The sequence below is a fragment of the Stappia sp. WLB 29 genome (assembly GCF_023507705.1).
Classification (GTDB): Bacteria; Pseudomonadota; Alphaproteobacteria; order Rhizobiales; family Stappiaceae; genus Stappia.
Genome location: NZ_JALBGD010000001.1, coordinates 178975 through 205140 on the forward strand (window position 1 = coordinate 178975; position 26166 = coordinate 205140).

A 26166-nucleotide genomic window follows, 5' to 3' on the forward strand; every position below is an offset into this window, starting at 1 on the left:
GTGGGATGATTAGAAGAATCGCTCCCGAACGTAGATCGTATCGCCCGGCCGAACGGGGTCGGTGATCGGGACGCGGCCGCTGATCACTTCGCCGTTGATCTGGCGCGTGATGTCGACCGAGTTCTGCTGCCCGCGAGGCGTGAAGCCGCCGGCGGTTGCGATTGCGTTCTGGGCCGTCATGCCCGCCACGTACGGATATTGTCCGGCATTCGCGACCTCGCCCATGACGAAAACGGGACGGTAGGTCGCAACCTCCACGGAAACGTCCGGGTCGCGCAAATATCCGTTTTTCAAGCGGTTCGTGATCTGCGCTTCGAGTTCGCGGACCGTCAGGCCGCGCGCCGCGACGCTGCCGATGAGCGGCATCGCGATATAACCGGCCTGATCCACCGTATAGGTGTTGTTGAGGTCCTGCTGGCCGAAGACGATGACTCTCAGCACATCGCTGGAATCGAGGCGATACGGCTTTGTGAGGATGTCGTGGAATGCCGTGGGAGGCTGGCGGTATCCGCTGCAGGCGGCGACCGTCAGAGCCAGGCAGAGGACGGCGATGAGGCGCGTGAACATTCCGATCTCCTGAAGCGATTGCCCCATTCTTTTCCGCAACGTGGTTAACTTGCGGTGAATCCCGGCGGTGTCGGTATCGTCTTGCAGGTTCACGATATCGATCGGAGGTTAACTCTCCGCTTACCATGAATCGTCATCATCCTCGCAGATACCCTTCCGGAGTAGCGAGCATGAATCAGCCGCACGCACCTGACGCCCGCCCGCCCGGCGTCGACGAGCGCGTCGAGATCGACCTTTCGGCGATCCTTTCGGCACTGCGTCGTTCTCTGCGCTGGATCGTGCCGCTCGTGGCTGCGGTGGTGATCCTCACCTTTCTCATTCTCCAGTTTGTTCCTGCGCGCTATCGCGCCGAATCGAAGGTGCTGATCGAGACTTCGAACATCGTCTATCCCGGCGACGTGCGCGGCGCGGAAGAGGAAAGGGCGCTGCTCGACACCGAGGGTGTCGCCAGCCAGGTCGAGCTGCTGCAGTCTCGAGACCTAATGCGACGCGTCGCCCAGCGACTGGATCTTGCCAGCGTTGCGGAGTTCGAGGCCGGCTCCAGCAGCCTGGTCCGCGACATGTTCGTGGCGCTCGGTCTCATGCGTGACACGGGCAGCAACACCCGCGAGGAGCGGGTGCTTAAGGTCTTCTACGACAATCTCGAGGTTTTCCGCGTCGACGGCTCGCGTGTCATCTCCGTTCGCTACGTCTCCCGCGATCCGGAGCTCGCTGCCCGGATCGCAAATGCGGTTGTCGAGGAATATCTGGACCTGCAGTCGTCGGTGAAGCGCGAGACGACCGACATTGCGGCCGCCTCTCTGGAGCCGCAGATCGAGCGGCTGCGCGAGGAGGTTCAGGCGGCCCAGAAGCGCGTGGAGGAGTTCCGGTCGCAGAACGATCTCCTGCTCGGTGCCGACAACCAGACGCTCGACCGCCAGCAACTCGGCGAGATCGGCACCCAGCTGTCCGACGCGCGTGCTGCCCAGTCGCAGGCCGAGGCGCGGGCCAAACTGATCCGCAGCCAGCTTGCCGGCGGCGGCTCGCTCGACGGAATGCAGGATGTGCTGAATTCGCAGCTCATTCAGCGCCTGCGCGAGCGTCAGGTGGAGCTACAGGCCCGCATCGCCGAACTGTCGACGACGCTGCTACCCAACCACCCGCAGATTCGTGCGCTGCGATCGCAGCTCGACGATTTCGAGCGCCAGATCCGCCAGGAGGCGGGGCGTGTGGCTGCCGGCCTGGAAAACGAGGCCGGCATTCAGCAGGAGCGGGTCGCCTCTCTGCAGGCGACCCTGGAACAGCTGAAGACACGCGCAGCCCAGTCCAATGACGACCAGGTGCGGCTGCGGGATCTGGAGCGGGAAGCGGCGGTCAAGACGACCCAGTTGGACCAGTTGATGACCCGCTATCGCGAAGCAGATACGCGGCGCAATGCCACGGCCATCGGCGCCGATGCTCGTGTTATCTCCCGCGCCACGGTGCCGGTGGAGCCGTTCTCCCCCAAGGTGCCGCAGACGGTCGCCATCGCTGCATTCGTAGCGCTCATGCTTTCCGCCATTGCCGTCATTCTCGGCGTGTTCGTCTCTGGCCGGGCATTCGTCACCCGCGTCATAGAACCGGGCGAAGGCACCGGTTCGCCATATGCAGGGGCCGACACACAGGCGGCAGCCCGGACTGGTGCCGTGCCGGCATACGGGGCCGGTGCCTCGACCTTCTCCTATGGCTGGTCTGCTCCTGCTTCGGTACAGCCGGCCGCCGCAGCCTCGGCAGAGGGCGACGTCGATGAGGCACCGCAGGAAGCCGTCGGGGCGCCAGCCGTGTCAGGGCTGGACGGCCCTGTCGCGCCTGTTTCCTCCGCGCGTCCGCGCCGTGTCGCCGTGCTCAGCGTCGATAGCGACGAGATCTCGCAGAGCGTCACTTTCCGTCTGGTCCGCACAGCGGCAGAGGAGGGCGTGATGCCGCTGTTTCTCGAGGTACGACCCGATCTCGCCGACCCGGAGGCCGTTCCCGGCTTTGCCGAACTGCTCGACGGCACGGCCTCCTTTGCCGGCGTCATCTACCGCGACGCGGCGTCTCGCGCTCACGTGATCGAGGCCGGGCGTCGTGCGATCGATGACGAACTTGCGCAGAACGAGCGGTTCGAGATGCTGATGGAAGCGATCGACCACACCTATGACCAGGTGTTCTTCGATCTCGGCCTGATCGACGATTCCCTCATCAGCGCCCAGATCCTGGCCATGGCAGACCAGGTCGTGGTGGCGTCGGGTGGAGCGCCTGCCGATCCGGAGATGGAAGATGCCATGCGGATGCTCGAAGACCAGACCGGCGCGCCGGTGATCGTCGAGACGGTGAGCGACGGGACCAGGGCGAGGGCAGGACGGACCGACATGGCCGCCTGACCCTTCCGAAGGAAAGCTGACCTGAAACGAAAAGGCCAGGCGAAATGCCTGGCCTTTTTTTATTGGGCAATCGCTTGGGGCTGCTCAGCCCTTCAGCTTGCGCATGGCGCGAACCACCTGCCAGAGCGCCGGCGTGTTGCGGATCCGGCGCTTGAGATTTCGCACCTGCTTGATCCCGCGCTGAGCAAGGTGCCCCTTGAGCGTCACGGGAATCTCGACATCCATCAGCACTTCTTTGTCGGCCCAGGCCGTCTTGTAGCGCTCCGCGCCAAGGCCGAAGTCGAACGTATGGGCACTAAGCCGGCAAGCATCCGCAATCACATGATTGAGCAGGATATCGCCGGGGCTGCAGACCGCGACGTCCTCGTCGATGCTGTTGGTGTAGGCGTGGTAGCGGCCGTATTGCACACCGCAAAGGTAGGTCGCGCGGATCCGCCCTCCCGCTTCCAGCGCGTGGATGGTGACGTGCTCCGAGTGATCGCGGATCGCCCCCTTCAACTGGTCGGCAAGAAAGCCGCGTACATCCGCCGGCTCGAACACGTTGGGAATGCCCTGCGAGGCCTGCCGCGCGCTGCGCTGCGTCACGAGCGTGTCAAGGAAATGCATGGCCGTTTCCTCGTCCGCCGCCTTGCGCCAGACGAGACCGCCGAGTTCTGCGAGCTTCTTTTCCTTCACTCGCAGCTTCTTGCGGGCGCTGGCGCTGCGGCGTTGCTTATAGAGGGCGTCGAAATCAGGCCCGAGCGCAAATGCGTGGACCGCGTTCAGGCTTTCTGTGGCGTGACGGTCGATCAGCGGATGCACACGCTCGTCCATGGCTGCCGGAACATATTTGAGGTCGAAAAGGTCGATCCGGTGTTCCCGCCCGATGCGCAGCAAGGCCTTGCGCAAGCTCGTGCCATGGATGCCGGCGAACACGTCCCGCCGCCAAAGGCCGCTGTTCTGGTTGCCGTGAAAGTCACCCAGGAACCGGCCGAGCCGCAGCGCGCCGCCGCATGCCTTCATCACGGCAAGGGGCAGTAAAAACGCGGGTTCGCCGTCGATTTCTCCAACGACGATGACCGCCTCGATACCACGGGGCCGTCCTACATGTTCGTACCAGGAAGCGAGCCACTCGTAGCTGGTGAACAGCGTGCCGAAGGCGTTTTCCTCCAGATGGCGCCAGGCACAAGCTGCGTCCGCCGGATCTCGATGCGTATGCACGGCGAATTCGCCATTTTCGAGCATGGCATCCAGCCTCATCGCTTCAATGTCCATCGTATCCCAGTCACCAGACTGGAACAATCCGATCGACCTGATCATTGCGTTCCCCATCCGCCATGTTCTCGTCGTTGTTGACTTGATTGCCACTTGTTCGATTACCGCTCTGACTAGCAAGGAGTTCTAAAGAAAACGTCGATATGCTCCCGCCAGTTGAAAAATCGGTGAGTGTTCGCCGGAAGGGGCGTTTGGCGAAGATGGATCTGCGGCGTCACCTGCTGGCTGGAGGCTGCAAGCTCCTGCACTGGAGCGGGGTGGGCCGTCTTTTGTCGCCATTGACCGGCGGTCGAGGCGTCATCTTCACTCTGCATAGCGTGCGGCCGGCAGAGGCGCCGAGGGGCTTTGCTCCCAACGCCCATCTCACTGTGACGCCCGAATTCCTTGATCGCACGATACGGCAGATCCGCGCGTCCGGACTGGAAATCGTCTCGCTGGAAACGGCCGTGGCGCGCATGCGCGAGCCGGATTACGACGGCAAACGCTTCGCTGCGCTGACGTTCGATGACGGGTATCGCGACAATCTCATCCACGCCTTGCCGGTGCTGAAACGCCATTCGGCACCCTTCACCATCTTCGTGACGTCCGGGTTTGCCGATCGCAGTTCGGAGATCTGGTGGGAAGCGCTGGAAAGGATCGTCGCGACCGCGGATGAGGTGGAGGTTCCGGTCGGCGCCAGCATGCGCCGCTTTCCTGCCCGTACCGACGCGGACAAGGAGAAGGTCTTCTGCCATCTTCTGCACTGGTTTACCCGGGATCTCGGCGAGGATTCGCAGCGTCTCGAGTTGCGCCGGCTGGCAACCATCCACGGGATCGACCTGCCTGGTCTTGCCGAAGAACTGATCCTGAGTTGGGACGAATTGCGCGCAATGCTGCGCGATCCGCTGTTTTCGGTCGGGGCGCACACTCATGATCACTATGCACTGGCGCGCCTGACGCGCGACCGTATGCGACGGGATGTCGCCAAAGGGCTGGAGCGGTTGGAGCAGGAACTCGGTGTTCGGCCCTGCGTCTTCGCCTATCCATATGGCTACGAGGCGGCCGTCAACGTGCAGTCGATGGAAGTGATCCGCGAACTTGGCTTTTCTGCCGCCGTCACGACGCGTCCAGGGGTCCTGTCATCCGGCCTGGAGCCGATGGCGCTGCCGCGCATCTCGCTGAACGGCTATTTCCAGAACGAGGCGATTGTCTCGCAGTACCTCACTGGCGCGCCGTTTCCCGTTTACAACGCGGCGCGCCGCCTGCGAGATACGATCAATCCGCATCCTGCCTGCGGCTGATCCGGAAACCGTGCTCCATCCACCAGATGATGGCGCCTGCCGGGATGGTCCAGGCGATGCCTGCGATGCCGAAATACAGCATCTGCACCAAGCGGGACGACTGCTGCAAGGTCATGTCGCCGATGACCATCGCCGTAAAGGCGTAGGAGATCACGAAGATGACCAGCACCAACATGCCGATGAATTTGCGCAGCGGATTTCGCATCTCGTCTCCGGATCGGTAGGGGCAGGGCATCCGGCCCGCTGACTGTAGCTGAGCAACTGGAACCGGCCCTTGCCAGGGTCGCATGTGTGCATGTGTCACAGCGCCCCCGCTCGTCAAGTCCTTGTCTTCCGATGCAGGTGCCTATAACCCCGCTCAGGCTTGCGGCACACTCCGTGCCGCTTTCACCTATCACGGCACGGTAACTCCCCATGTCCGACACGACGGCAGCCTCGCTCTCCGCTCGGCTGGATGACGCCACCGCTCGCATCGCGTCCGACCGCAAGGCGATCCGCCTGTGGCTCTACGCCATCTGCGTCCTGATCTTCGCCATGATCGTCGTCGGCGGCGCAACGCGGCTGACCGACAGCGGCCTTTCCATCACCGAGTGGAAACCGATCCACGGCGTCATCCCTCCACTTTCCGTTGCGGAGTGGGAGGAGGAACTGGAAAAATACCGCCAGATCCCCGAATACCAGCTCATCAACAAGGGCATGTCGCTGGAGGAGTTCAAGTTCATCTTCTGGTGGGAGTGGGGACACCGCCTGCTAGGCCGCATCATCGGTCTTGCCTTCTTTGTTCCGCTTGTATGGTTCTGGTGGCGCGGGCGGATCGAAAAGTGGCTGCTGCCCTGGCTCGTCGGCGGGTTCGTGCTCGGCGGCATGCAGGGCGTCGTCGGCTGGTGGATGGTCGTGTCCGGTCTAGCCGAGCGGGTTGATGTCAGCCAGTACCGGCTCGCAACCCATCTGACGCTCGCCTGCCTGATCTTCATCTACCTCTTCGCCCTGGCGCGCCATCTCGCGCTGATCCCGGCGAAACGGACCTCGGCGAGCCCGCAAACCTCGCGACCATTCTCGGGGACGGCGAAACTTCTGCTCGCCCTGCTGGTACTGCAGATCTTCCTGGGAGGGCTGGTCGCGGGTCTCAAGGCGGGCCTGTCTTTCAACACATGGCCGTTGATGGACGGGGAGTTCATCCCGTCCGGGCTGTGGACCATGGCGCCGGCCTGGATCAATCACTTCGAGAACGTTCTGACGGTCCAGTTCCAGCACCGTATGACTGCCTATCTGATCGTCGGCTTTGCGCTGTGGGCGATGTGGGCGGTCTATCGGCGCGAGGCCGCGCGCCATCTGCGCGGAGCCGCCCATGCCGTGGTCGCTGTTCTCTTCGTGCAGATGGTGATCGGCATCGGCACGCTGCTCGGCCACGTGCCATTCTGGCTGGCGCTCTCCCATCAGGGCTTCATCGTCATTGTGATGATGGCGATCGTGGAGTTCTGGGCGCGGGCGCGCTTTGCCGAGCCCGTTCGCGCCTGACGTACATCACGATGAAACAAAAAAGCCGGGCAATTCGCCCGGCTTTCTCGTTTCCAGGGAACGCTGTTCGATCAGACCGAGGCCAGAGCCTGGTCGAGGTCGGCGATGATGTCTTCCGCGTCCTCCAGGCCGATCGACAGGCGCACCACGTCCGGACCTGCGCCGGCCGCCGTCTTCTGCTCGTCGGTGAGCTGGCGGTGGGTGGTGGAGGCTGGGTGGATGATCAGCGAACGCGTGTCGCCGATATTGGCGAGATGCGACAGGATCTGGCAGTTCGAGACGAGCGCAACGCCGGCGTCATAGCCGCCTTTTACGCCGAAGGTGAAGACCGCGCCCGCACCCTTCGGCATGTATTTCTGCTGCTTGGCGTGGTTCGCATCACCCGGAAGGCCAGCATAGGACACCCACGCCACCTTATCGTGACCGGCCAGGTGCTGTGCCACCTTTAACGCGTTGTCGCTGTGGCGCTGCATGCGCAGCGGCAGCGTTTCGATGCCGGTCAGGATCATGAACGAATTCATCGGCGAGATCGCCGGGCCGAGGTCGCGCAGGCCCAGCACGCGGCAAGCGATGGCGAAGGCGAAGTTGCCGAAGGTCTCGTGCAGCACCATGCCGGAATATTCCGGGCGCGGCTTCGACAGCATCGGATAGCGGTCGGTCGATGACCAGTCGTAGCTGCCTCCGTCGACGATGACGCCGCCCATCGAATTGCCGTGCCCGCCCATGAATTTGGTCAGCGAGTGCAGCACAATGTCTGCGCCGTGCTCGATCGGACGGCACAGATATGGGGTGGCCAGGGTGTTGTCGACGACCAGCGGGACATTATGGGCCTTGGCGACCTTCGAGATCGCCTCGAGATCGACCACGACACCGCCCGGATTCGCCAGGCTCTCAACAAAGATCGCACGGGTGCGGTCGTCGATCAGCGCGGCGAAGCTTTCCGGATCCTGCGCGTCGGCCCACTTCACTTCCCAGCCGAAGCTCTTGAACGAATGGTTGAGCTGGTTGATCGAGCCGCCATAGAGTTTGTTGGCGGCGACGATGTTGTCGCCCGGCGTCATCATCGTGTGGAAGGTGAGAAGCTGCGCCGAGTGGCCGGACGCCACGGCAAGCGCTGCGGTGCCGCCTTCCAGGGCCGCAACGCGCTCTTCGAGCACCGCGGTCGTCGGGTTGGTGATGCGGGTATAGATGTTGCCGAAGGCCTGCAGCCCGAACAGCGATGCCGCGTGATCGACGTCGTCGAAGACGAAGGACGTGGTCTGGTAGATCGGCGTCACCCGAGCGCCGGTGGACGGATCGGGCTGCGCGCCGGCATGGATGGCCAGCGTCGAAAAACCGGGAATGCGGTCGCTCATGAACTCCTCCTGGACTGCAAATCGGCGGCATACTGGCCGATGCCCGCAGGCAGGTCAAAGGAAAGCGATTTCAATTCAGGTGTCTGGGGGAAACGGTCTTGTCGAAAGAAGCGCGCAGCGTCGCGCTTCAGTCGCCGTCGCAGCCGCTTGTGTCGCTGTCGAAGACACCGGTGTCATGGGTTGCACGGGAGAAGCGCTCGCTGCCATAATTACCCTCTCGCTTGCCGTGGGCGATCATGACGAGCGCGGCGGCCACGAGCACTGCGATCGCCGCAAGGACGGCAAGATTGTAGGGAGAAGCAAGCGGATCGAGCAGCGTTTCCATCCGCTGATCCTATCCAGGGACAGGAGACATTTCCTGGATCGCCCGTCCCTTCAACCCTTCCGCAATCCGCGGTGCTGGAAGCCGCCTTTCAGCGCCGGGCGCTTGGCCGAAAGCGTGCGCGAGTTGACGCCCGTCCAGCCGATTTCGCCCGACAGGCGGCCGTATTCGATCTTCGGGCAGCGGTTCATGACGACGCGCACGCCGGCGGCCTCTGCGAGCCGGGCCGCTTCGTCGTTCCTCACCGAAAGCTGCATCCAGACGACCTTGGGAAGCGGGGAAAGCTGCAGCGCCTCCTGCGTCACCGCGAGCGCGGCGTCCGAATTACGGAAGATATCGACCATGTCGATCGGCGAGGGCACGTCGGCGAGGCTGGCATAGACCTTCTGGCCGAGGATCTCCTTGCCGGCATGACCCGGGTTGATCGGGAAGACCTCGTATCCCTTCGACAGCATGTATTTCAGGACGAAATAGGAGGGGCGGACGGCGTTCGGGCTCGCGCCGACCATGGCGATGCTCTTCACGTCGTCTAGGATCGCGCGGATATAACTATCCGGATAGGTGTCGTGCTGGATCTCACTCACGGTTTTCTCACTCGCCGGTCCACTCGGGCGTCCGCTTTTCGATGAAGGCGCCGATGCCTTCCTCCGCATCGCGCGCCAGCATGTTCTCCACCATTACCTGGGCGCAATGGCGATAGGCATCGGCCAGTGACATCTCGGCCTGGGCGTAGAAGGCCTCCTTGCCGATCTTCAGCGTCAGCGGCGACTTGGAGGCGATGGTCTCGGCATATTTCGCCGTCACCTGTGCAAGGTAGTCAGCCGGCACGACCCGATTGACGAGGCCGAACTCGCGCGCCGTCGAGGCATCGATGATCTCGCCGGTCAGCAGCATCTCCATCGCCTGCTTTCGCGAGACATTGCGCGACAGGGCCACCATCGGCGTCGAGCAGAACAGTCCGATACTGACGCCGGGGGTGCAGAAGCGGGCGCGGTCGCTGGCGATGGCCAGGTCGCACGAGGCGACGAGTTGGAGCCCGGCTGCGGTCGCCATGCCGTCGACCTCGGCGATCACCGGCTTGGGGTATGTGACGATCGTTTGCATCAATCGGGCGCAGCGGTTCATCACCTCGGTGAAGTAGACGCGGCCGCGGTCCGAATGTCTGCGGGCTGCGGTCATCTCCTTGAGATCGTGCCCGGCGCAGAACACATTCCCTTCAGCCCGCAGCACGATCACCCGGACCGCGGCATTCTCGGCTGCGGCGTCCAGCGCGTTCTGTAGCGCGGCCATCATCTCTTCGGAGAGCGAGTTGCGCCGCTCGGGGCGATTGAGCGTCAGTCGCAACACTCCAAAGGACAGGTCCTGGGCGATCGGCCCGCTCTCGCTGGTCGCCGCGGCTTTTGCCGCTGTTGCATCGGTCATGGCGCTTTCTCCCTGTTTGCCCTCGTTATAGGGCAAGCCGCAGGCCCGACAAAGCGGACCTTCGTTCCCCCTTGGGACTTGTCGCTTTTTCCAGCTTACGTTAACGAAAGCGTCAAAAGAGAAAGACCACTAGGGAAGGAACCGGATCCGTGCAGCCCATCATGACCGTCGCCGAGCTCAATGCATTTCTGGATCGCGAGTTTCCGCAGATCCACGCGGATGGACGCATTTACGAAATCGAGTCGGTTGCGCCGGGAGAGGCTGTGCTGTCGGTCAAGTCGTCCGAGAAGCACCTGCGTCCTGGCGGGACGATCTCCGGGCCGACGATGATGGCGCTCGCAGATCTCGCCGCCTACGCGGCAATCCTGGCGCATATCGGGCCGGTGGCGCTGGCCGTCACCACCAATCTCAATATGAACTTCCTGCGCAAACCCGAGCCGGGCGATCTCGTCGGCACATGCCGGTTGCTCAAGCTCGGCAAGCGTCTGGCCGTAACCGAATGCGGTATTACCGGCCGGGCAGGGGGCGATCTGGTGGCCCATGCAACCGCCACCTACTCGATCCCGCCCCGCTGACGAGGGGAAAAATACCTGTTTGTTTGTGGTATTTATATACCGTTTTTCTAGAGAATTGTTTTTGCTGAATAATTTTCGACAATGCGGTTTTCAAATGCGTTGACAGTGCGTGCGAAGGCGCGTACATCCTGCGCCGACAGGAAGCGGGCCCGTTTCGGGGCCCGTTTTGCTTGACCTCGGGTGTTCCGCAATGTTCGCGGCGCCCGCGACCAAAAACGGACCACAGCCATGAAGACCTATTCTGCCAAGACGGCCGAGGTCGAGAAGAAGTGGATCTTGATCGACGCAGAAGGTGTTGTCGTCGGCCGCCTGGCCGCCTTCATCGCCAACACGTTGCGCGGCAAGACCAAGCCGACCTTCACGCCTCACATCGACTGCGGTGACAACGTCATCGTGATCAACGCCGACAAGGCGGTGCTGACCGGCAAGAAGTACTACGACAAGAAGTACTACTGGCACACCGGCTTCCCCGGCGGCATCAAGGAGCGCACCGCCCGTGCCATTCTCGAGGGTCGTTTCCCCGAGCGTGTGCTTGAGCAGGCCGTGAAGCGCATGATGCCGGGTGGCCCGCTGAGCCGCGCCCAGCTCAAGAATCTCCGGATCTATTCCGGTGCCACGCATCCGCATGAGGCCCAGTCGCCGGTTTCCGTCGACTTCAAGGCCTTCAACGCGAAGAACGACGGAAAGAGGGCCTAATCCATGGCTGAGCTTCAGTCCCTCGAAGAACTCGGCGGCGCCATGGGCACTGCCCAGGCCGAAGCCCCGGTGCATGTCCAGAAGCTGGACTCCCTTGGCCGCGCCTACGCCACCGGCAAGCGCAAGGACGCCATCGCGCGCGTCTGGATCAAGCCGGGCACCGGCAAGATCACCATCAACAAGAAGGACTACTCCGCGTATTTCGCGCGTCCGGTCCTTCAGATGATCCTGCGTCAGCCGATCGTTCTGACCGACCGCGATGGCCAGTACGATGTGATCGCCACCGTTTCCGGCGGCGGCCTCTCCGGCCAGGCCGGCGCGCTGCGCCACGGCATCTCCAAGGCTCTGACCCATTATGAGCCGGAGCTGCGCGGTATCCTCAAGAAGGAAGGCTTCCTGACGCGCGACAGCCGCGTCGTGGAGCGCAAGAAGTACGGCCGCCGGAAGGCTCGCCGGAGCTTCCAGTTCTCCAAGCGCTGATCTTTACCGATCACCTTGCGATATTCGACGGCCCGCCTCTGGCGGGCCGTTTTGCGTTCACCGGATGCTATCCCCAGCTTGGTCGGATGCGTTCGAAAAGACCTTCGTAGCGTTCGACGAATCCGTGCCCATCAACATCGAGATCGGCCTCGAAGCCTTTGTACACGCCGAGATCTATATATCGGAAACGACCTTGCGAGATCCGCTCATATTTCTGTGTCGACGGGACGACGCTCATGTTGGCAGCGTCGATGTAACAGGTCGAAATGGTGCGGCTTGAAGCAGTTCCAGCCTGTAGCTGCCGGATGGGAAGGGTATTGCAGAAGGGAGTGACGGAAAGGTCAGGCTCGTCGACTCCGCCCAGGTCTGGCCGGCGGATGCCATCGACCGTCCAGCCGCTGGTCGTCCGCTCGATCAGGAGGCGCTGTTCACCGCCGGCATCCAGTTTGACTATGTCGAGCGACAGGGTTCGCCAGTTCGGATCAAGCCGCCAAACGTGGCTCACCTGAAAACCGCCGTCGTCCAGGCAGAGCAGAGTGGCTCTCACGTGCACGCCATCCTCGCGGCTGTTGATCGCCAGGCGCTCCAGTCCCGGCTGGTCCAGACGCTGCCAGAACAGGATATCTGTTTCGGTCACCATCGTCGTCTCCTTCTGCCTTCGGAGCCGCCCCTCGACAGGGTCGCATCCGGCTGGTCTAGTTTTCAGCCCTTGCGCGACGACAACAGGATGCTGGTTTCCGAACCGGCGATGCCGTCGAGCAGACGAACGGTGGAGAGCAGGCGGTCGAACGCTTCCAGCGTGTCGGTCTCCAGTTCGGCGACCACATCCCAGCGGCCGTTGGTCGTGTGCAAGGCCCGCACCTCCGGAAAACCCTGAAGCCGCCGAACCACGGTCTCCGCCCGGTGTCCCTCGACCTCGATCATCATGATCGCACGGACCCGCCCGCCGGCCTCGTGGCTGCGCAGGCGTATGGTGAAGCCTTGGATGACGCCGATCTCCGTCAGTCGGTCGATGCGCGCCTTCACCGTTGCCCGCGACACGCCGAGATCGGCCGCAAGCGAAGCGACGGGCAGCCGCGCGTCGTGGCGCAGCAGGGCGATGAGTCGGCGGTCCAGATCGTCCATCTTGTCACTTCGCTAAATGGTGCTTTTCAGTATGTTTGATCATACCGACAATCTGACGAATTATCACCTGTTCGCTCACTCTTCATCCGGACATCATCCGTTCTGAGCTACGCTGTTGCCGGCGGCCGCCGGATCCATTTTCCCGGCGGATCGTTGATGGATGAGACAGCAAGGCAGGAGACAGATGCATGTCGACGGACAGGACACAACCGATTGCACTTCTCGGCGTACCGCTTGAGGCCGGTACTGGACGACGCGGCGCGGCCATGGGGCCGGCTGCACTGCGTGTCGCGGGACTTGCCGAACGGCTGGAAGCTCTCGGTTGGTCGGTCAGCGACTTCGGCGACGTGACGCAGATTCCTCTGGAGGCGATTGCCCCGCTGCACCTGCCGGGCAGGGCGCATGTGCCGGAGGTCGTCGCTTCCTGGGTGCGCCCTCTGGCGCGCGAGGCACGGCGTCTGTGCGACGAGGGCTATCTGCCGGTGTTCATGGGCGGCGACCATTCGCTCTCCATGGGATCGCTTTCCGGCGTTGCCAGCCATTGGCAGGAGAAGGGCCGTCCCGTGTATGTGCTCTGGCTGGATGCCCATGCTGACTTCAACACCCCGTCCATCTCGCCGTCCGGCAACCTGCATGGCATGTCGCTAGCGCTCGCCGCGGGTGAAGAAGAGCTGTTTCCCGTGACGGCGGACGCGCCTCGCGCCGTTATCGATCCGTCTCGCATGTGCGTCTTCGGCGCCCGGTCCATCGACCCGCAGGAGCGCGAACTTCTGCGCCGCCGCGGCGTCACAGTCTGCGACATGCGGCAGATCGATGAGAATGGTGTGTCGCTACTCATGCGCGATTTCCTAAAGAAAGTCAGGAATAACGGCGGCGTTCTTCATGTATCACTTGATGTGGACTTCCTCGATCCCGGCATTGCGCCGGGCGTGGGCACCACCGTGCCTGGCGGGGCCACCTACCGCGAGGCCCATCTGGTGATGGAACTGCTGGAGGATGCCGGCGTCACCGTGTCGCTCGATATCGTCGAGCTTAATCCCTTCCTGGACGAACGCGGCCGGAGCGCCATCGCTCTTGCCGAGCTGGTTGCCAGCCTCTTCGGCCAGGATGTCATGGACCGCCCGACCCAGGCCTTTGCCTGATGGGCCCCGATCAATGGAGATGGATGTGACCCGCCTGCCCGAAGACTATATCGCCGCCGAACACGAGCTCGGCGCGCACAACTACAAGCCGATCGACGTCGTTCTGACCCGCGGCGAGGGCGTCTGGCTGTGGGATGTCGACGGCAACCGCTATATGGATTGCCTTGCGGCCTATTCGGCAGTCAATCAGGGGCACTGCCATCCGAAGATCCTCGCGGCGATGACCGAGCAGGCAGCGAAGCTCACACTGACTTCTCGCGCCTTCCGCAACGACCAGCTGGCGCTTCTCTATGAGGATCTGGCAAAGCTCACCGGTGCCCACAAGATCTTGCCGATGAATTCCGGCGCCGAGGCGGTGGAGAGCGCCGTGAAGGCGGTGCGCAAGTGGGGCTACGAGGTCAAGGGCGTGCCGGCCGGCAAGGCCGAGATCATCGTCTGCTCCAACAATTTCCACGGCCGTACTCTCGGCATCGTCGGCTTCTCGACCGATCCCGTTGCCCGGACCGGGTTCGGCCCCTTCGCTCCGGGCTTTCGGGTAGTCCCATTCGGCGACATCGATGCGCTCGAACAGGCCATCACTCCGAACACCGTCGCCTTCCTCGTCGAGCCGATCCAGGGCGAGGCCGGCATCTTGATTCCGCCGGCCGGCTATTTCGCCCGGGTCCGCGAGCTTTGCACGCAGCACAACGTCACGCTGATCCTCGACGAGATACAGACGGGCCTGGGGCGGACCGGCAAGCTGCTCGCCGAGGAACACGAGGGCATCGAGGCCGATGTCACGCTGGTCGGCAAGGCGCTGTCGGGTGGCTTCTATCCCGTCTCCGCGGTGCTCTCGAATTCTGAGGTGCTGGGCGTTCTGCAGCCCGGCGAGCACGGCTCTACCTTCGGCGGCAACCCACTGGCCTGTGCGGTGGCTCGGGCTGCGCTCAAGGCGCTGGTCGAGGAGGGAATGATCGAAAATGCCGAACGGCAGGGGCAGCGGTTCATCGAGGGCCTGCGTTCGATCCGTTCGAACGCCGTGCGCGATGTGCGCGGGCGCGGCTTGATGCTCGCTGTCGAGCTGCATCCCGGAGCCGGCGGCGCCCGCGCCTATTGCGAAGCACTCAGGGAGCAGGGGATCCTTGCGAAGGATACTCACGACCACACGATCCGCATTGCCCCGCCGCTGGTCATCACGGCGGATGAGGTCGACTGGGCACTCGAGCGTTTCGACAAGGTGCTGACGCGCACGGCTCATTGACCGGCGGGTCGCAATGGGGGAGCTGATCGGCTCCCCGCTTGCGGTTGGCTAGCTCGGTACCCGGAAATCAGGATGCCGTACGGCGGTCGAGTTCGTGACGGGAGGTGTTGTCGTTGTCGGGAACGACGGTCCAGGAGCGGTAGACAGGATGTGCGTCGCGCATCCGGTCGTAGAGCACCACCATGCCGGCCAGAAACGCCATCTTGGCCGCGTAGGTGACCACCGTGCCGACGATCACCAGCGAGAGGTTCAGCGTCAGCGCCCCCCACATGCCCAGAGCAAAGCCGACGGACGTGGCAAGAGACAGTGCGATGGCCCGGCGGTTGTCGTCTGAGGGGATCGGTACGACGGCACGGTTGAGCCAGACACGCTCGCCGAAGGTGGCGCGCGCATGCCACGTGTCCAGGCGTCGGGGCGGAGGGAAGATGCGGGGATTGAGCCAGAGCCACAGGCACACAGTGGCAATGGAGAGGCCGGCTAGCGGCCAGCCGAACCACCCGTGCGACCACACAGCCAGATAGAGAAAGGGCAGCGTGGCGAAGCGTGTCCACACGCTCCATCCGCTCGCATGGCGGTGCCATACATCCGCGTCCATGCCGAGCATGCGCAAGCGGCCGGCATTCATCGGCCGGTAGACCGAATAGCGCGCAGGTCTCGGCCGAGACGTGACCTTTTGCTGTTGCATCTCTCGCATCTCTTGCGAATTCCGGGCGATGCTCCCTCTTGCAGGGGGTTGGCACGATCCGGTAGGCGTTTCCTCAAGCCAGAGAGTTTAGCCTAGCCACCGGTTCCTCGCCACCCGAGATGCCTGACATGGTTTGCAGGCGGTATGCGGTCAGGAGGTCGCCTTGACGTAGCTGCCCGGTGCGTCCTCTACGATCTTCATCCGGTTGGCACCGGGCTTGCGCGGCTTCGCCGTACTGCTCTCGTGCTTGCGGATCCAGCTGTCCCAGTGCGGCCACCAGGATCCGGGATGCTCCTTCGCCTTGGCGAGCCACGCTTCGTACTCCCCCTTGGGACGCGGGCCGGTCCAGTATTGGTACTTGTTCCGAGCCGGGGGATTGACGACACCGGCGATGTGGCCGGACCCCGACAGAACGTAGTCGACCGGTCCGCCGAAGAACTGCGAGCCAAGGAACACTGACTGGGGCGGGGCGATGTGATCTTCGCGGGTCGCAAGGTTGTAGACCGGGATCTTCACCTTGCCGAGATCGAGTTTGTGGCCGCCGATTTCCATCGCCCCCTTGCTGAGCCGGTTCTCCAGGTAGCAATTCCGCAGATAGAACGAGTGGTTCGCCGCAGGCATGCGGGTGGAGTCGGAGTTCCAGTAGAGGAGGTCGAAGGGGAACGGCTCGCGCCCCTTCAAGTAATTGTTGACCACATAGGGCCAGATGAGATCGTTCGAGCGCAGCAGATTGAAGGCGGAGGCCATCTTCGAGCCGTCGAGATAGCCTTTCTCGCCCATCCGTCGCTCAATGGCCTGGATCTGCTCCTCGTCCACGAAGACCTTCAGGTCGCCCGCATGGGTGAAGTCGACCTGAGTGGTGAAGAAGGTCGCGCTGGCAATGCGCTCGTCGCCCGTCGCCGCCATGTAGGCGAGCGTCACGCCCAGCAGCGTTCCGCCGACGCAATAGCCGATGGCATTGACCTGTTCCTCGCGCGTTGCCTTCCGGATGATGTCCAGCGATTCCAGAATGCCTTCGCGCATGTAATGCTCGAAGCCCTTTTGCGCCTGCCGCTCGTCCGGGTTCACCCAGGAGATGACGAAGACCGTGTGTCCCTGGTCCACCGCCCATTTGATGAACGACTTCTCGGGCGTCAGGTCGAGGATATAATACTTGTTGATCCAGGGCGGGACGATCAGCAGCGGCCGCTTCAGAACGGTTTCGGTCGTCGGCTCGTACTGGATCAACTGGCGCACGTCGTTCTGGGCGATCACCTTGCCGGGGGTCAGGGCGAGGTTAGTGCCCACGCGGAACTTGGTCGGGTCGGACTGGCGGATCTTCAAGTCGCCCTTGCCGGCCTCGATGTCCTCGGCAAGCAGCTTCATGCCACGCACTAGGTTCTCGCCGTTGGATTCCAGCGTCTCGCGCAGCAGTTCGGGATTGGTCAGCACGAAGTTGGAGGGCGACAGCGCGTTGGCGATCTGCTTGACGTAGAAGTCCGCCTTGTGGCGGGTGTGCTCGTCGAGATCGGCGGCCTCTATCACCATCTGCTCGGCCCATTGCGAAGTGATGAGGTAGAGCTGCTTCACGAAGTCGAAGAACTGGTTCTCGCTCCATTCCGGATCGCCGAAGCGCTTGTCGCGCGGATCGGGGCTGGCAGCGGGAAGCGATTGCTCGCCCATCATGCGCTTCAGCGACGAGTTCCACAGGTCGATATACTTACCCCAGAGCCGCGTCTGCGCTTCGAGCGCGCGCTGCGGGTCGGACATCCAGTACTCGCCGACCTGAGCCAGCGTCTTGAAGATCACCGTAAGCTCGTCGCTGGTCTCCGGCTTGATCTCGCCCTTCTCGCGCGGCTCCACATAAGCCGCCATGGCGCGCCCGGCATTTTCGATGATGCGGCCGAAATTCTGAGCAAACGCCTCTGGATTCTTGACGATATACTGCAACAGCGGACTGGTTTTTTCGTCAGTCATCCCTGGCGTATCCTCCACTCTAGTACCCGGTTGCCGTCAGCGACCGCACCCTGCGCGGATCGTTTGCGGCGACCATTGTCGACCCCCGTTTGCACACCTTGTCCGCTTGACGCCATAATAGGGCTTGATGACGGCCAACTGACAAGTTGGACAAAGCGCTTACAATGTCGTACGTCCCCATCAGCTTGCAAGCGGTGACGTTCGGGAAATTCGTGCAGGACCACGGTTACATGCGTGCAACGGTCTTCACCACCTTTTTGGTCTCGGCGCTGGTCGCCGGGTGCGCCTATGCGCCCTCCGGCACGCTGATCGACGCGCTGGAGCCGGAAGGTTCTCCGCGCGCGGCAGCGTCGTCCCCCCTAGCGACGGCTCAGCCGGCAACTACATCCTCCGCGGCGACCGAGGCCATGCCAACTCTGACACCGCCCGTCGCCTACGGGCCGACCGGCGCGCCCGCCAGGTCGGGGCCGGTTGCAGAGCAGGGAATAGCGGCGACGCCTTCTATGCGCGATCCCGACGGGTTGCTCACCGAGGATGCGGCAGCGGCCACGCGCAGCCGTCTTCAGGAGATCGCACGCTCGCGCGGCGGCACACGGCCTGCCGTGGCCAGCAGCGTTTCCCAGCTGAAGAAGCTCGGGGAGAGCCATGGCGCCCGTGCCATTTCAGAGATCGAGGCGGACGGCGCGAGCCAATGATGTCCTTGTGCCGTTTCAGGCGCGGATATTTTGGCCCCAAAGCCTTTTTGCCGATGCGCGGCGGCCCGGCCACTGGTATGTAGCCGCCGTTTGGCATCGCGCCTCGGCCGATGCTTGTATGCGCCTGGATACGAGGCGCGCGCAGACCACGCTTTGCGGGTGAGGATTGGACCATGGAAGAGTTCTACCAGACGCGGCGCTTGCCGCCCTATGTCTTCGAACAGGTCAACCGGCTCAAGGCAAAGGCACGCGCGGCAGGCGCAGACATCATCGATCTCGGCATGGGTAATCCCGATCTGCCGACCCCCAAGCATATCGTCGACAAGCTGACGGAGACCGTCCAGAACCCCAGGACCCATCGCTATTCCGCGTCCAAGGGCATTCCGGGCCTGCGCCGGGCGCAGGCGGCCTATTATGAGCGCCGGTTCGGCGTGAAGCTCAACCCGGAGACCCAGGTCGTTGCGACCCTCGGTTCCAAGGAAGGCTTCGCCAACATGGCACAGGCCATCTCGGCGCCGGGCGACGTGGTGCTGGTGCCCAACCCCAGCTACCCGATTCATGCTTTCGGCTTCCTGATGGCCGGTGCAGTGCTGCGCTCGATTCCCTCTGAGCCGGGACCGGAGGTGTTTCACGCGCTGGAGCGTGCGCTCATCCATTCGGTGCCGAAGCCGATCGCGATGATCCTGTGCTATCCGGCCAACCCGACCGCCTATGTCGCTGACATCGAGTTCTACCGGGACGTCATCGCCTTCGCGAAGAAGCACGACATCTTCGTGTTGTCTGATCTCGCCTATTCCGAGATCTATTTCGGCGCCACGCCGCCGCCCTCCGTGCTGCAGGTGCCTGGCGCCATCGATGTCGCGGTCGAGTTCACCTCGCTCTCCAAGACCTTCTCGATGCCCGGCTGGCGCATGGGTTTCGCCGTTGGCAACGAGCGGCTTATCGCGGCGTTGGCGCGGGTGAAATCCTACCTCGACTATGGTGCCTTCACGCCGATCCAGGTGGCCGCCTCCGCTGCGCTGAACGGCCCGGACGACTGCATCGTCGCGGCGCGCGAGACCTACCGCAAGCGGCGCGACATCCTGGTCGAGTCCTTCGGGCGGGCCGGCTGGGACGTGCCGGCACCGGAGGCCTCGATGTTCGCCTGGGCGCCGATCCCGGAGAAGTTCCGTCATCTCGGCTCGCTGGAATTCTCCAAGCTCCTGATCGAGCATGCGGACGTCGCCGTGGCTCCCGGCCTCGGCTTTGGCGAGTATGGCGACACCCATGTGCGCATCGCCCTGGTGGAAAACGAGCAGCGCATCCGTCAGGCAGCGAGAAGCCTGCGCCGCTTCCTTGAAACCGCGGACGAAAAATTGCACAACGTCATCCCCATCGGAGCCTCGGGTTAAGGGCGTGCCGCCTCGCGCGGCGCGTCACTCCTCAAACGGATCGCGATCTTCATGAAATCTGAATTGCGCGTCGGCGTTGCCGGCCTCGGAACGGTTGGTGCCTCTCTCGTTCGCCTGCTTCGCCGCAAGGCGGACACTTTTGCCACTCGCTGCGGCCGCCCCGTCACCGTCACCGGCGTTTCGGCGCGTGATCGCTCCCGTGATCGTGGCGTCGATCTTTCGGAGATCATCTGGCACGACCGGGCCGAAGACCTCGCCGTATCTCCGGATATCGATGTCTTCGTCGAACTGATCGGCGGAGACAACGGCCCGGCGGAGGCGAGCGTGCGCGCAGCCCTGGCCGCCGGCAAGCATGTGGTCACCGCCAACAAGGCGCTGCTCGCCCGCCACGGCGTCGAACTCGTCCGCCTTGCCGAGGAAAACGGCGTCAGCCTCGCCTTCGAGGCAGCGGCCGCCGGCGGCATCCCCGTGATCAAGGCGGTGCGCGAGTCCCTCGCTGGCAACGACATTTCGCGGATCTACGGCATCCTCAACGGCACCTGCAATTACATCCTGACCAGGATGGAGCAGGAAGGGCTGGACTTTTCCGAGTGCCTCGCCGATGCCCAGCGGCTGGGCTATGCAGAGGCCGACCCGACCTTCGACATCGAAGGCTTCGACACCGCCCACAAGCTGGCGTTGCTGACGTCGCTCGCCTTCGGCAATGAGATCGACGCGGATGCGATCTACATGGAGGGCATCTCCTCGATCACCCGCGCCGATATCGAGGCGGCGACCGAACTCGGCTACCGCATCAAGCTGCTGGGCGTTGCCCAGAAGACCGACAGCGGTATCGAACAGCGCGTGCACCCGACCATGGTGCCCCGCGCCTCGGCGATCGCCCGGATCGATGGGGTGCTGAACGCGGTTGCCATCGACGGTGACGCGGTCGGCGAGGTCGTGCTTGTCGGTCCCGGCGCCGGCGGCAACGCCACTGCCTCGGCCGTTCTGGGAGACCTCGCCGATATTGCGCGCGGCCTTGCCATTCCTGCTCTCGGCCGTCCGGTCGGCAAGCTCACCCCTTACAAGGCCGCGCGCATGCGCATGCATGAGGGCGGCTACTATATCCGCCTCGCGGTCTACGACCGTCCTGGCGCCTTTGCCGAGATTGCGCGGATCATGGCCGGCGAGGGCATCTCGCTGGAATCCATCGTCCAGCGCGACCGGACCCGCCGCGTCGGCGACCAGACTCCGCATGGCGACACGCCGCAACCGGTGATCCTGATCACCTACGAAACCACCGAGGCTGCGGTGAAGCGGGCCCTTGCGACGATTTCCGCACAGAACGTCGTCGCCGGGACCCCGCAACTCATCCGTATCGAGAAACTCGGCTGACCGATCCGCCCCTGTCACGCGCCCTTCGAGGAACCCTGATGCCCAGCAATGCAGACCTTCATAGCGAAGCACTCGACCGTATTCTGACCCTGGAGCTTGCCCGCGTCACCGAGCGTGCCGCCGTTGGCGCTGCCCGCCTGCGCGGCCGCGGCGACGAGAAGGCTGCCGATCAGGCCGCAGTCGACGCTATGCGCCGGGAACTGAACCGCCTGCCGATCGACGGCACGGTCACCATCGGCGAGGGCGAGCGCGACGAAGCGCCGATGCTCTATATCGGCGAGAAGGTTGGCACGGGCGAGGGGCCGGAGGTCGACATCGCCCTAGATCCGCTCGAGGGTACCACGATCTGCGCCAAGAACCTGCCCAATTCGCTGGCCGTGATCGCATTGGCGCCGAAGGGCGGCCTGCTCAATGCGCCGGACAGCTACATGGAAAAGATCGCCATCGGTCCGGGCTATCCGGCCGGCCTGGTCGATCTCGACGCCCCCGTGGCCGACAACATCAACGCGCTGGCCAAGGCCAAGGGCGTTCCGGTCGCCGAGATCACCGCTTGCGTGCTCGACCGTCCGCGCCACGCTCGCCTGATCGAGGACCTGCGCGCCACCGGCGTCGCGGTGCGTCTGATCGGCGATGGCGACGTGGCAGGTATTATCCACACCACCGATCCGGACGAGACCGGCATCGACATCTATATGGGCATCGGCGGTGCGCCGGAGGGCGTACTGGCGGCGGCGGCGCTGCGCTGCATCGGCGGCCAGATGCAGGGGCGGCTGGTGATCACCCGCGACGAGCAGGTCGAGCGGGCCGGCCGCATGGGTATCGACGACATCCATCGCAAGTACACGATGGAGGAGATGGCGCGCGGCGAGGATGTCCTGTTCGCCGCCACCGGGGTCACCGACGGCAACTTCCTGCAGGGCGTGCGCTTCGGGCGCGGCGAGATCACCACCCACACGGTGGTGATGCGCGCGGCGACGGGTACGGTGCGCTACATCAAGGCGCGCCACACCCAACTCGACAAGTTCCACCTCGACTGAACGAAGAGGGCCGTACCCGCCAGATGACCGGCATCGACCAGACCGCTTCGACGGATGACAGGCGCCGCCGTGTTCTCGGCGTCGTCCGTTCCGCCGGCGAGCGGACCTGGCGGGAGCGGCTGACACAGCCGCAGGCCGCAACGGCGCTAGCGATGGCACAGCGTCTCGGCGTGCCGGAGGTCGTCGCGCGGGTGATGGCCGCTCGCGATGTCCAGCTGGAAGCGGCCGAGCGGTTTCTCGATCCCACCATCAAGGATCTGATGCCGGATCCTTCGTCGCTTTGCGACATGGATCCGGCCGTCGCGCGGGTCGCCGATGCAGTGGCCGCGGGCGCACGTATCGCGATCTTCGGCGACTATGACGTGGACGGCGCCACGTCCTCCGCGCTGCTGTCGCGCTATCTTTCTTTCCTCGGCATCGCCAGCCGCATTCATATTCCCGACCGCGTCATCGAAGGCTACGGGCCCAACGGGCCGGCCATCCGCATGCTGCGGGAGGAGGGGGCAGGGCTCCTCGTCTGCGTCGATTGCGGCAGCGTCTCCTTCGAGGCCTTCGCCGAGGCCCGCACCGTCGGCCTAGACGTCGTGGTGCTCGACCATCACCAGGTGGGCGAGGAACTGCCCGCCACCGCTGCCCTGGTCAATCCGAATCGGCAGGACGATCTCTCCGGTCTTGGCCATCTCGCTGCCGTCGGCGTTACCTTTGTCTTCCTCGTCGGGCTGAACCGAGAGCTTCGCCGCCGCGGGCTGTTCCGCGGCAGGCGGGAGCCGGACCTGCTGGCGCTGCTCGATCTCGTTGCCGTCGGAACGGTTTGCGACGTGGTGCCGTTGAAAGGGCTGAACCGGGCTTTCGTGCGGAAGGGTCTGCTCGCCATGCACGGCCGCGCCAATGCCGGCCTTGCTGCGCTCGGCGACGTGTCGCGCGTCCACGGCCGGGCAACGCCCTATCATCTCGGCTTCATGATCGGCCCGCGCATCAATGCAGGCGGCCGCATCGGCGACGCCGCCCTTGGCGCACGGCTCCTTACCACCGACGACATGGACGAGGCGCGCGCCATCGCCGAGCGGCTCGATGGGCTTAACGCCGAGCGCCAGGCCATCGAGGCCGAAATGCTTCTGGAGGGCGATGCCCAGGCGTTGATCGCCACCCAGCAACACGCCCCGGCCGTTCTCCTCACTGGCTCGCCCGGATGGCATCCCGGCGTCGTCGGTCTCGTCGCCGCCCGCCTCAAGGAACGCTATCGCCGGCCGGCCTTCGCCATCGCTTATGACGTCGACGGCAAGGGGACAGGCTCCGGGCGCTCGATCCCCGGTGTCGACCTTGGAGCTGCCGTCCGGCGCGCCGTCGACGAGAAGATATTGGAAAAGGGCGGCGGACACGCGATGGCCGCAGGCCTGACCGTCCGCCGCGAGAAACTTGCCGACCTTGCTGCCTTCCTGCAGGACGCGCTGGCCGAGGACGTTGCCGCCGCACGCTCGGCGACCGAACTGAAGATCGACGGCGCCATGACGGCGGGAGCCGCCAGCGCCGATCTTCTGCACATGCTGGAAACGGCAGGCCCGTTCGGCGCCGGCCACCCGGAACCTGTCTTCGCCTTTCCCAGCCACCGCGTCACCTTCGCCGATACGGTCGGCAAGGGACATGTGCGCCTGACGCTGGCCGATGGCGGCGGCAGCACGCTCAAGGCCATCGCCTTCAAGGCCGCCGATACGCCGCTCGGCCTGGCGATCCTCGGTGCCCGAGGCGGCGCTTTGCATGTCGCCGGATCGCTGTCCCTCGACACATGGCAGGGGCAGGAGCGCGTGCAGCTGAGGGTGATCGACGTTGCCGATCCGCAGCGCTCCCGCCTCTGAGACCGGGTCAGCTATCTCGGAATCTTCTGCCCATCGGCATTTCCTGCCCTGTTAAGGAAGGCGAAACTCCGCCCGCACTACTGTGTCTCCGGATGGAATTGCGGGATGGAATCATGACTCCTCGGGCCCAGTTGCGTCATTTGATGGCCGAAGTCGACACTGCTGCAGACAATGCAGAGCGCGCCTTGCGCCGCCTGCAGGCGCAGGGCGTTTCTACCGCTGTTCCCGAGCGTGCGGCTGCCGTGACGCCCTTGCGGGCAGGGCTCGTGCTTGCCAGCCTGCTGATGGCGGCCAAGGCCATGATCTCCAACGACTGACCAGTTCACGGCCGGAATCTCGCTTCGCTGCGACCCTTTTCGGTTGGTCGCGCGATTTGTCGCCTTGATTGTCTTGGACGATGGGGCCAGCATCCGGCCTCATGAACACCTCTTCCTCTCCCGAGACCTTCCGCTTGGCGCTTTGCGCCTTCAACCTTGGCATGGGTGGACGCAGCCGCGAGGCATTCCTCGCCGGCATCTCGCAGCGCCTTGCCCGTGCCCATGCCCAGGGCGCCGAGCTCCTGGTGCTTCCCGAATATCTCAGCGAGGCGTTTCTGGCCTGGAAGCCCAAGGCGTTGAAACCAACAGAAGAACTCGCCTTTATGGCGGCAGAGGCGGAAGCCTTGCTGCCGGAAATGGCGGCTCTCGTCGCCGAACACGGGGTCTCGCTCGTTGCCGGCTCCGTCCCGTGGACGGACGGCAAGGGTGGTTTCGTCAACCGCGCCGTCGCCATGCTGCCCGACGGACGCAGCATCGCCCATGACAAACTGGCCCTGACGCCGTTCGAGCGCGACCGCGAAAGCTGGTTTCTCACTCCCGGCGACAAGGTGGTCCGCTTCGAGTTCGCCGGCCTGTCGATGATGATGCTGATCTGTCTCGACATCGAGATGCCGGCACTTTCCAGCCTCATCGCTCGCGACGCGCCCGACCTGCTGATCGTGCCGTCGATGACGTCCAGCCTTGCCGGCTATCACCGCGTCTTCGGCTGTGCCAAGGCGCGGGCTGTCGAGCTGATGTGCTCGGTTGCAGTCTGCGGTGTGGTGGGTGCTTCGCCCGGCACGACCCAGAACGACACGAATGTCTCCGGTGCTGCGCTCTATATTCCGTGCGAACCTTCCCTCGGCTACCGCGGTGTCGTGGCGGAGATCGCTCCGATCGACGGGACCAAGGGGGAGGAGCCGCTTCTGGTCGTCGATGTCCCCGTTGCGGCCATCCGAGCCTTGCGCGCAGGTGGCGCCGAGGTCTGGCCGGGCAACTGGTCGGCGGATCACGTCACATTGTCGAGCGAGTGAGCCAATGAGTTTCCCGGATAGTTCGCAAGTCTCTGGCGAGGACCGCATCAATGGTGCCGTCGTCCTGCTTGCCGGCCTCAGCGGTGGGCTGGGTGTCGCACTTTCGGCGATGGCAGCCCATCTTCCCGGCGGCGATTTGCTGTCGAACGCGGCCAACATGCTGCTCTTCCACGCGCCGGCCTTTCTGGCGCTGGCCGCGCTGCGTGCCACCGGTCCGCGCGGTGTTCTTGCGGTCGCAACGCTCGCGCTTGCAGTGGGTCTTGCGCTGTTTGCCGGGGATCTGACCTCGCGGGTGATGCTGGGCGATCGGCTGTTCTCGATGGCGGCGCCGACGGGCGGCAGCTTGATGATCCTCGGCTGGGCGGGCATCCTGCTGGCTGGAGCCGTTCGGATGGTGAGAAGGGCCTGACCCGCGGTCTTTGCCACTGTCGCGGATGCGACGCAAAGCCTCGACGGAATGTCGTTTTTCGGCAAGACCGGCTGCCGGA

The 26166-nt window shown here is 64.1% G+C and carries 27 protein-coding genes; 16 read left to right on the forward strand and 11 right to left on the reverse strand.

The window, feature by feature from the left end:
* Positions 1–9 precede the first annotated feature (9 nt).
* On the reverse strand, positions 10–567 hold the full coding sequence (locus tag MNI96_RS00870; RefSeq protein WP_249689485.1) for a polysaccharide biosynthesis/export family protein: 558 nt from the start codon (positions 565–567) through the stop codon (positions 10–12).
* A gap of 170 nt (positions 568–737) precedes the next feature.
* Between MNI96_RS00870 and MNI96_RS00875 the strand changes: the two genes are divergently transcribed.
* The gene (locus tag MNI96_RS00875; RefSeq protein WP_249689487.1) at positions 738–2948 is read left to right on the forward strand and encodes an exopolysaccharide transport family protein; all 2211 of its coding nucleotides are present in this window, start codon (positions 738–740) and stop codon (positions 2946–2948) included.
* Between the two features lie 84 nt (positions 2949–3032).
* On the opposite strand, the gene MNI96_RS00880 is transcribed toward MNI96_RS00875, so the two are convergent.
* The gene (locus tag MNI96_RS00880) at positions 3033–4247 is read right to left on the reverse strand and encodes a GNAT family N-acetyltransferase (RefSeq protein WP_249689489.1); all 1215 of its coding nucleotides are present in this window, start codon (positions 4245–4247) and stop codon (positions 3033–3035) included.
* A 155-nt stretch (positions 4248–4402) separates the two neighbouring features.
* On the opposite strand from MNI96_RS00880, the gene MNI96_RS00885 reads away from it, so the two are divergent.
* Positions 4403–5482 carry a polysaccharide deacetylase family protein gene (locus MNI96_RS00885; protein WP_249690370.1) on the forward strand — a complete coding sequence of 360 codons (1080 nt, stop codon included), beginning with the start codon at positions 4403–4405 and terminating at the stop codon, positions 5480–5482.
* Here the strand turns inward: MNI96_RS00885 and MNI96_RS00890 are convergent.
* A complete protein-coding gene (locus MNI96_RS00890; RefSeq protein WP_249689490.1) occupies positions 5457–5687 on the reverse strand; it encodes a DUF2842 domain-containing protein in 231 nt (76 codons plus the stop codon). The two genes, MNI96_RS00885 and MNI96_RS00890, sit on opposite strands and share 26 nt — an antisense overlap.
* A gap of 209 nt (positions 5688–5896) precedes the next feature.
* On the opposite strand from MNI96_RS00890, the gene MNI96_RS00895 reads away from it, so the two are divergent.
* Positions 5897–7000, forward strand: a complete 1104-nt coding sequence (locus MNI96_RS00895; protein ID WP_249689492.1) for a COX15/CtaA family protein — start codon at positions 5897–5899, stop codon at positions 6998–7000.
* A gap of 71 nt (positions 7001–7071) precedes the next feature.
* On the opposite strand, the gene MNI96_RS00900 is transcribed toward MNI96_RS00895, so the two are convergent.
* From MNI96_RS00900 to MNI96_RS00915, 4 genes are all read right to left on the reverse strand, one after another.
* Entirely contained in the window at positions 7072–8355 is a 1284-nt protein-coding gene (locus tag MNI96_RS00900; RefSeq protein ID WP_158192168.1) for an O-acetylhomoserine aminocarboxypropyltransferase, read from the reverse strand.
* Between the two features lie 127 nt (positions 8356–8482).
* Positions 8483–8680 (reverse strand): hypothetical protein, encoded by a 198-nt coding sequence (locus MNI96_RS00905; RefSeq protein WP_249689494.1) that lies wholly within the window; start codon positions 8678–8680, stop codon positions 8483–8485.
* A 50-nt stretch (positions 8681–8730) separates the two neighbouring features.
* The gene (locus tag MNI96_RS00910; RefSeq protein WP_249690372.1) at positions 8731–9252 is read right to left on the reverse strand and encodes a CoA-binding protein; all 522 of its coding nucleotides are present in this window, start codon (positions 9250–9252) and stop codon (positions 8731–8733) included.
* 16 nt (positions 9253–9268) lie between these two features.
* Positions 9269–10099 (reverse strand): enoyl-CoA hydratase, encoded by an 831-nt coding sequence (locus MNI96_RS00915; RefSeq protein WP_249689496.1) that lies wholly within the window; start codon positions 10097–10099, stop codon positions 9269–9271.
* A 161-nt stretch (positions 10100–10260) separates the two neighbouring features.
* On the opposite strand from MNI96_RS00915, the gene MNI96_RS00920 reads away from it, so the two are divergent.
* From MNI96_RS00920 to rpsI, 3 genes are all read left to right on the forward strand, one after another.
* Positions 10261–10674 (forward strand): PaaI family thioesterase, encoded by a 414-nt coding sequence (locus tag MNI96_RS00920; RefSeq protein WP_249690374.1) that lies wholly within the window; start codon positions 10261–10263, stop codon positions 10672–10674.
* A gap of 228 nt (positions 10675–10902) precedes the next feature.
* A complete protein-coding gene (gene rplM / locus MNI96_RS00925) occupies positions 10903–11370 on the forward strand; it encodes a 50S ribosomal protein L13 (protein WP_067214860.1) in 468 nt (155 codons plus the stop codon).
* A gap of 3 nt (positions 11371–11373) precedes the next feature.
* Complete coding sequence (rpsI, locus tag MNI96_RS00930) at positions 11374–11850, forward strand: 30S ribosomal protein S9 (RefSeq protein ID WP_120268038.1); 477 nt, start codon at positions 11374–11376, stop codon at positions 11848–11850.
* Between the two features lie 67 nt (positions 11851–11917).
* On the opposite strand, the gene MNI96_RS00935 is transcribed toward rpsI, so the two are convergent.
* Positions 11918–12490 (reverse strand): putative glycolipid-binding domain-containing protein, encoded by a 573-nt coding sequence (locus MNI96_RS00935; RefSeq protein ID WP_249689499.1) that lies wholly within the window; start codon positions 12488–12490, stop codon positions 11918–11920.
* A gap of 62 nt (positions 12491–12552) precedes the next feature.
* Positions 12553–12975 (reverse strand): Lrp/AsnC family transcriptional regulator, encoded by a 423-nt coding sequence (locus MNI96_RS00940; RefSeq protein ID WP_249689501.1) that lies wholly within the window; start codon positions 12973–12975, stop codon positions 12553–12555.
* Between the two features lie 188 nt (positions 12976–13163).
* Here MNI96_RS00940 and rocF point away from each other — a divergent pair, with 188 nt between their 5' ends.
* Both rocF and rocD read left to right on the forward strand, forming a co-directional pair.
* Positions 13164–14117: an arginase gene (rocF, locus tag MNI96_RS00945; RefSeq protein WP_249689504.1), complete on the forward strand. Its 954-nt coding sequence runs from the start codon at positions 13164–13166 to the stop codon at positions 14115–14117.
* Between the two features lie 25 nt (positions 14118–14142).
* Entirely contained in the window at positions 14143–15357 is a 1215-nt protein-coding gene (gene rocD / locus MNI96_RS00950; RefSeq protein ID WP_502960285.1) for an ornithine--oxo-acid transaminase, read from the forward strand.
* Positions 15358–15424: 67 nt separating this feature from the next.
* Here the strand turns inward: rocD and MNI96_RS00955 are convergent, their stop codons facing one another.
* Both MNI96_RS00955 and MNI96_RS00960 read right to left on the reverse strand, forming a co-directional pair.
* A complete protein-coding gene (locus MNI96_RS00955; RefSeq protein ID WP_249689506.1) occupies positions 15425–16042 on the reverse strand; it encodes a DUF6653 family protein in 618 nt (205 codons plus the stop codon).
* A 150-nt stretch (positions 16043–16192) separates the two neighbouring features.
* A complete protein-coding gene (locus tag MNI96_RS00960; RefSeq protein ID WP_249689508.1) occupies positions 16193–17998 on the reverse strand; it encodes a PHA/PHB synthase family protein in 1806 nt (601 codons plus the stop codon).
* A 230-nt stretch (positions 17999–18228) separates the two neighbouring features.
* Here MNI96_RS00960 and MNI96_RS00965 point away from each other — a divergent pair, with 230 nt between their 5' ends.
* The 8 genes from MNI96_RS00965 to MNI96_RS01000 all read left to right on the forward strand — a co-directional run bounded on the left by MNI96_RS00965 (position 18229) and on the right by MNI96_RS01000 (position 26087).
* Positions 18229–18693: a hypothetical protein gene (locus tag MNI96_RS00965; protein WP_249689510.1), complete on the forward strand. Its 465-nt coding sequence runs from the start codon at positions 18229–18231 to the stop codon at positions 18691–18693.
* 173 nt (positions 18694–18866) lie between these two features.
* Entirely contained in the window at positions 18867–20084 is a 1218-nt protein-coding gene (locus MNI96_RS00970; RefSeq protein ID WP_249689512.1) for an LL-diaminopimelate aminotransferase, read from the forward strand.
* 51 nt (positions 20085–20135) lie between these two features.
* A complete protein-coding gene (locus MNI96_RS00975; RefSeq protein ID WP_249689514.1) occupies positions 20136–21458 on the forward strand; it encodes a homoserine dehydrogenase in 1323 nt (440 codons plus the stop codon).
* A gap of 38 nt (positions 21459–21496) precedes the next feature.
* A complete protein-coding gene (gene glpX / locus MNI96_RS00980) occupies positions 21497–22495 on the forward strand; it encodes a class II fructose-bisphosphatase (protein WP_249689516.1) in 999 nt (332 codons plus the stop codon).
* A gap of 23 nt (positions 22496–22518) precedes the next feature.
* On the forward strand, positions 22519–24348 hold the full coding sequence (gene recJ / locus MNI96_RS00985; RefSeq protein WP_249689518.1) for a single-stranded-DNA-specific exonuclease RecJ: 1830 nt from the start codon (positions 22519–22521) through the stop codon (positions 24346–24348).
* Positions 24349–24461: 113 nt separating this feature from the next.
* On the forward strand, positions 24462–24665 hold the full coding sequence (locus MNI96_RS00990; protein ID WP_249689520.1) for a hypothetical protein: 204 nt from the start codon (positions 24462–24464) through the stop codon (positions 24663–24665).
* 101 nt (positions 24666–24766) lie between these two features.
* Positions 24767–25678 carry a nitrilase-related carbon-nitrogen hydrolase gene (locus tag MNI96_RS00995; RefSeq protein WP_249689522.1) on the forward strand — a complete coding sequence of 304 codons (912 nt, stop codon included), beginning with the start codon at positions 24767–24769 and terminating at the stop codon, positions 25676–25678.
* Between the two features lie 4 nt (positions 25679–25682).
* Entirely contained in the window at positions 25683–26087 is a 405-nt protein-coding gene (locus tag MNI96_RS01000; RefSeq protein WP_249689524.1) for a DUF423 domain-containing protein, read from the forward strand.
* Positions 26088–26166 lie beyond the last annotated feature (79 nt).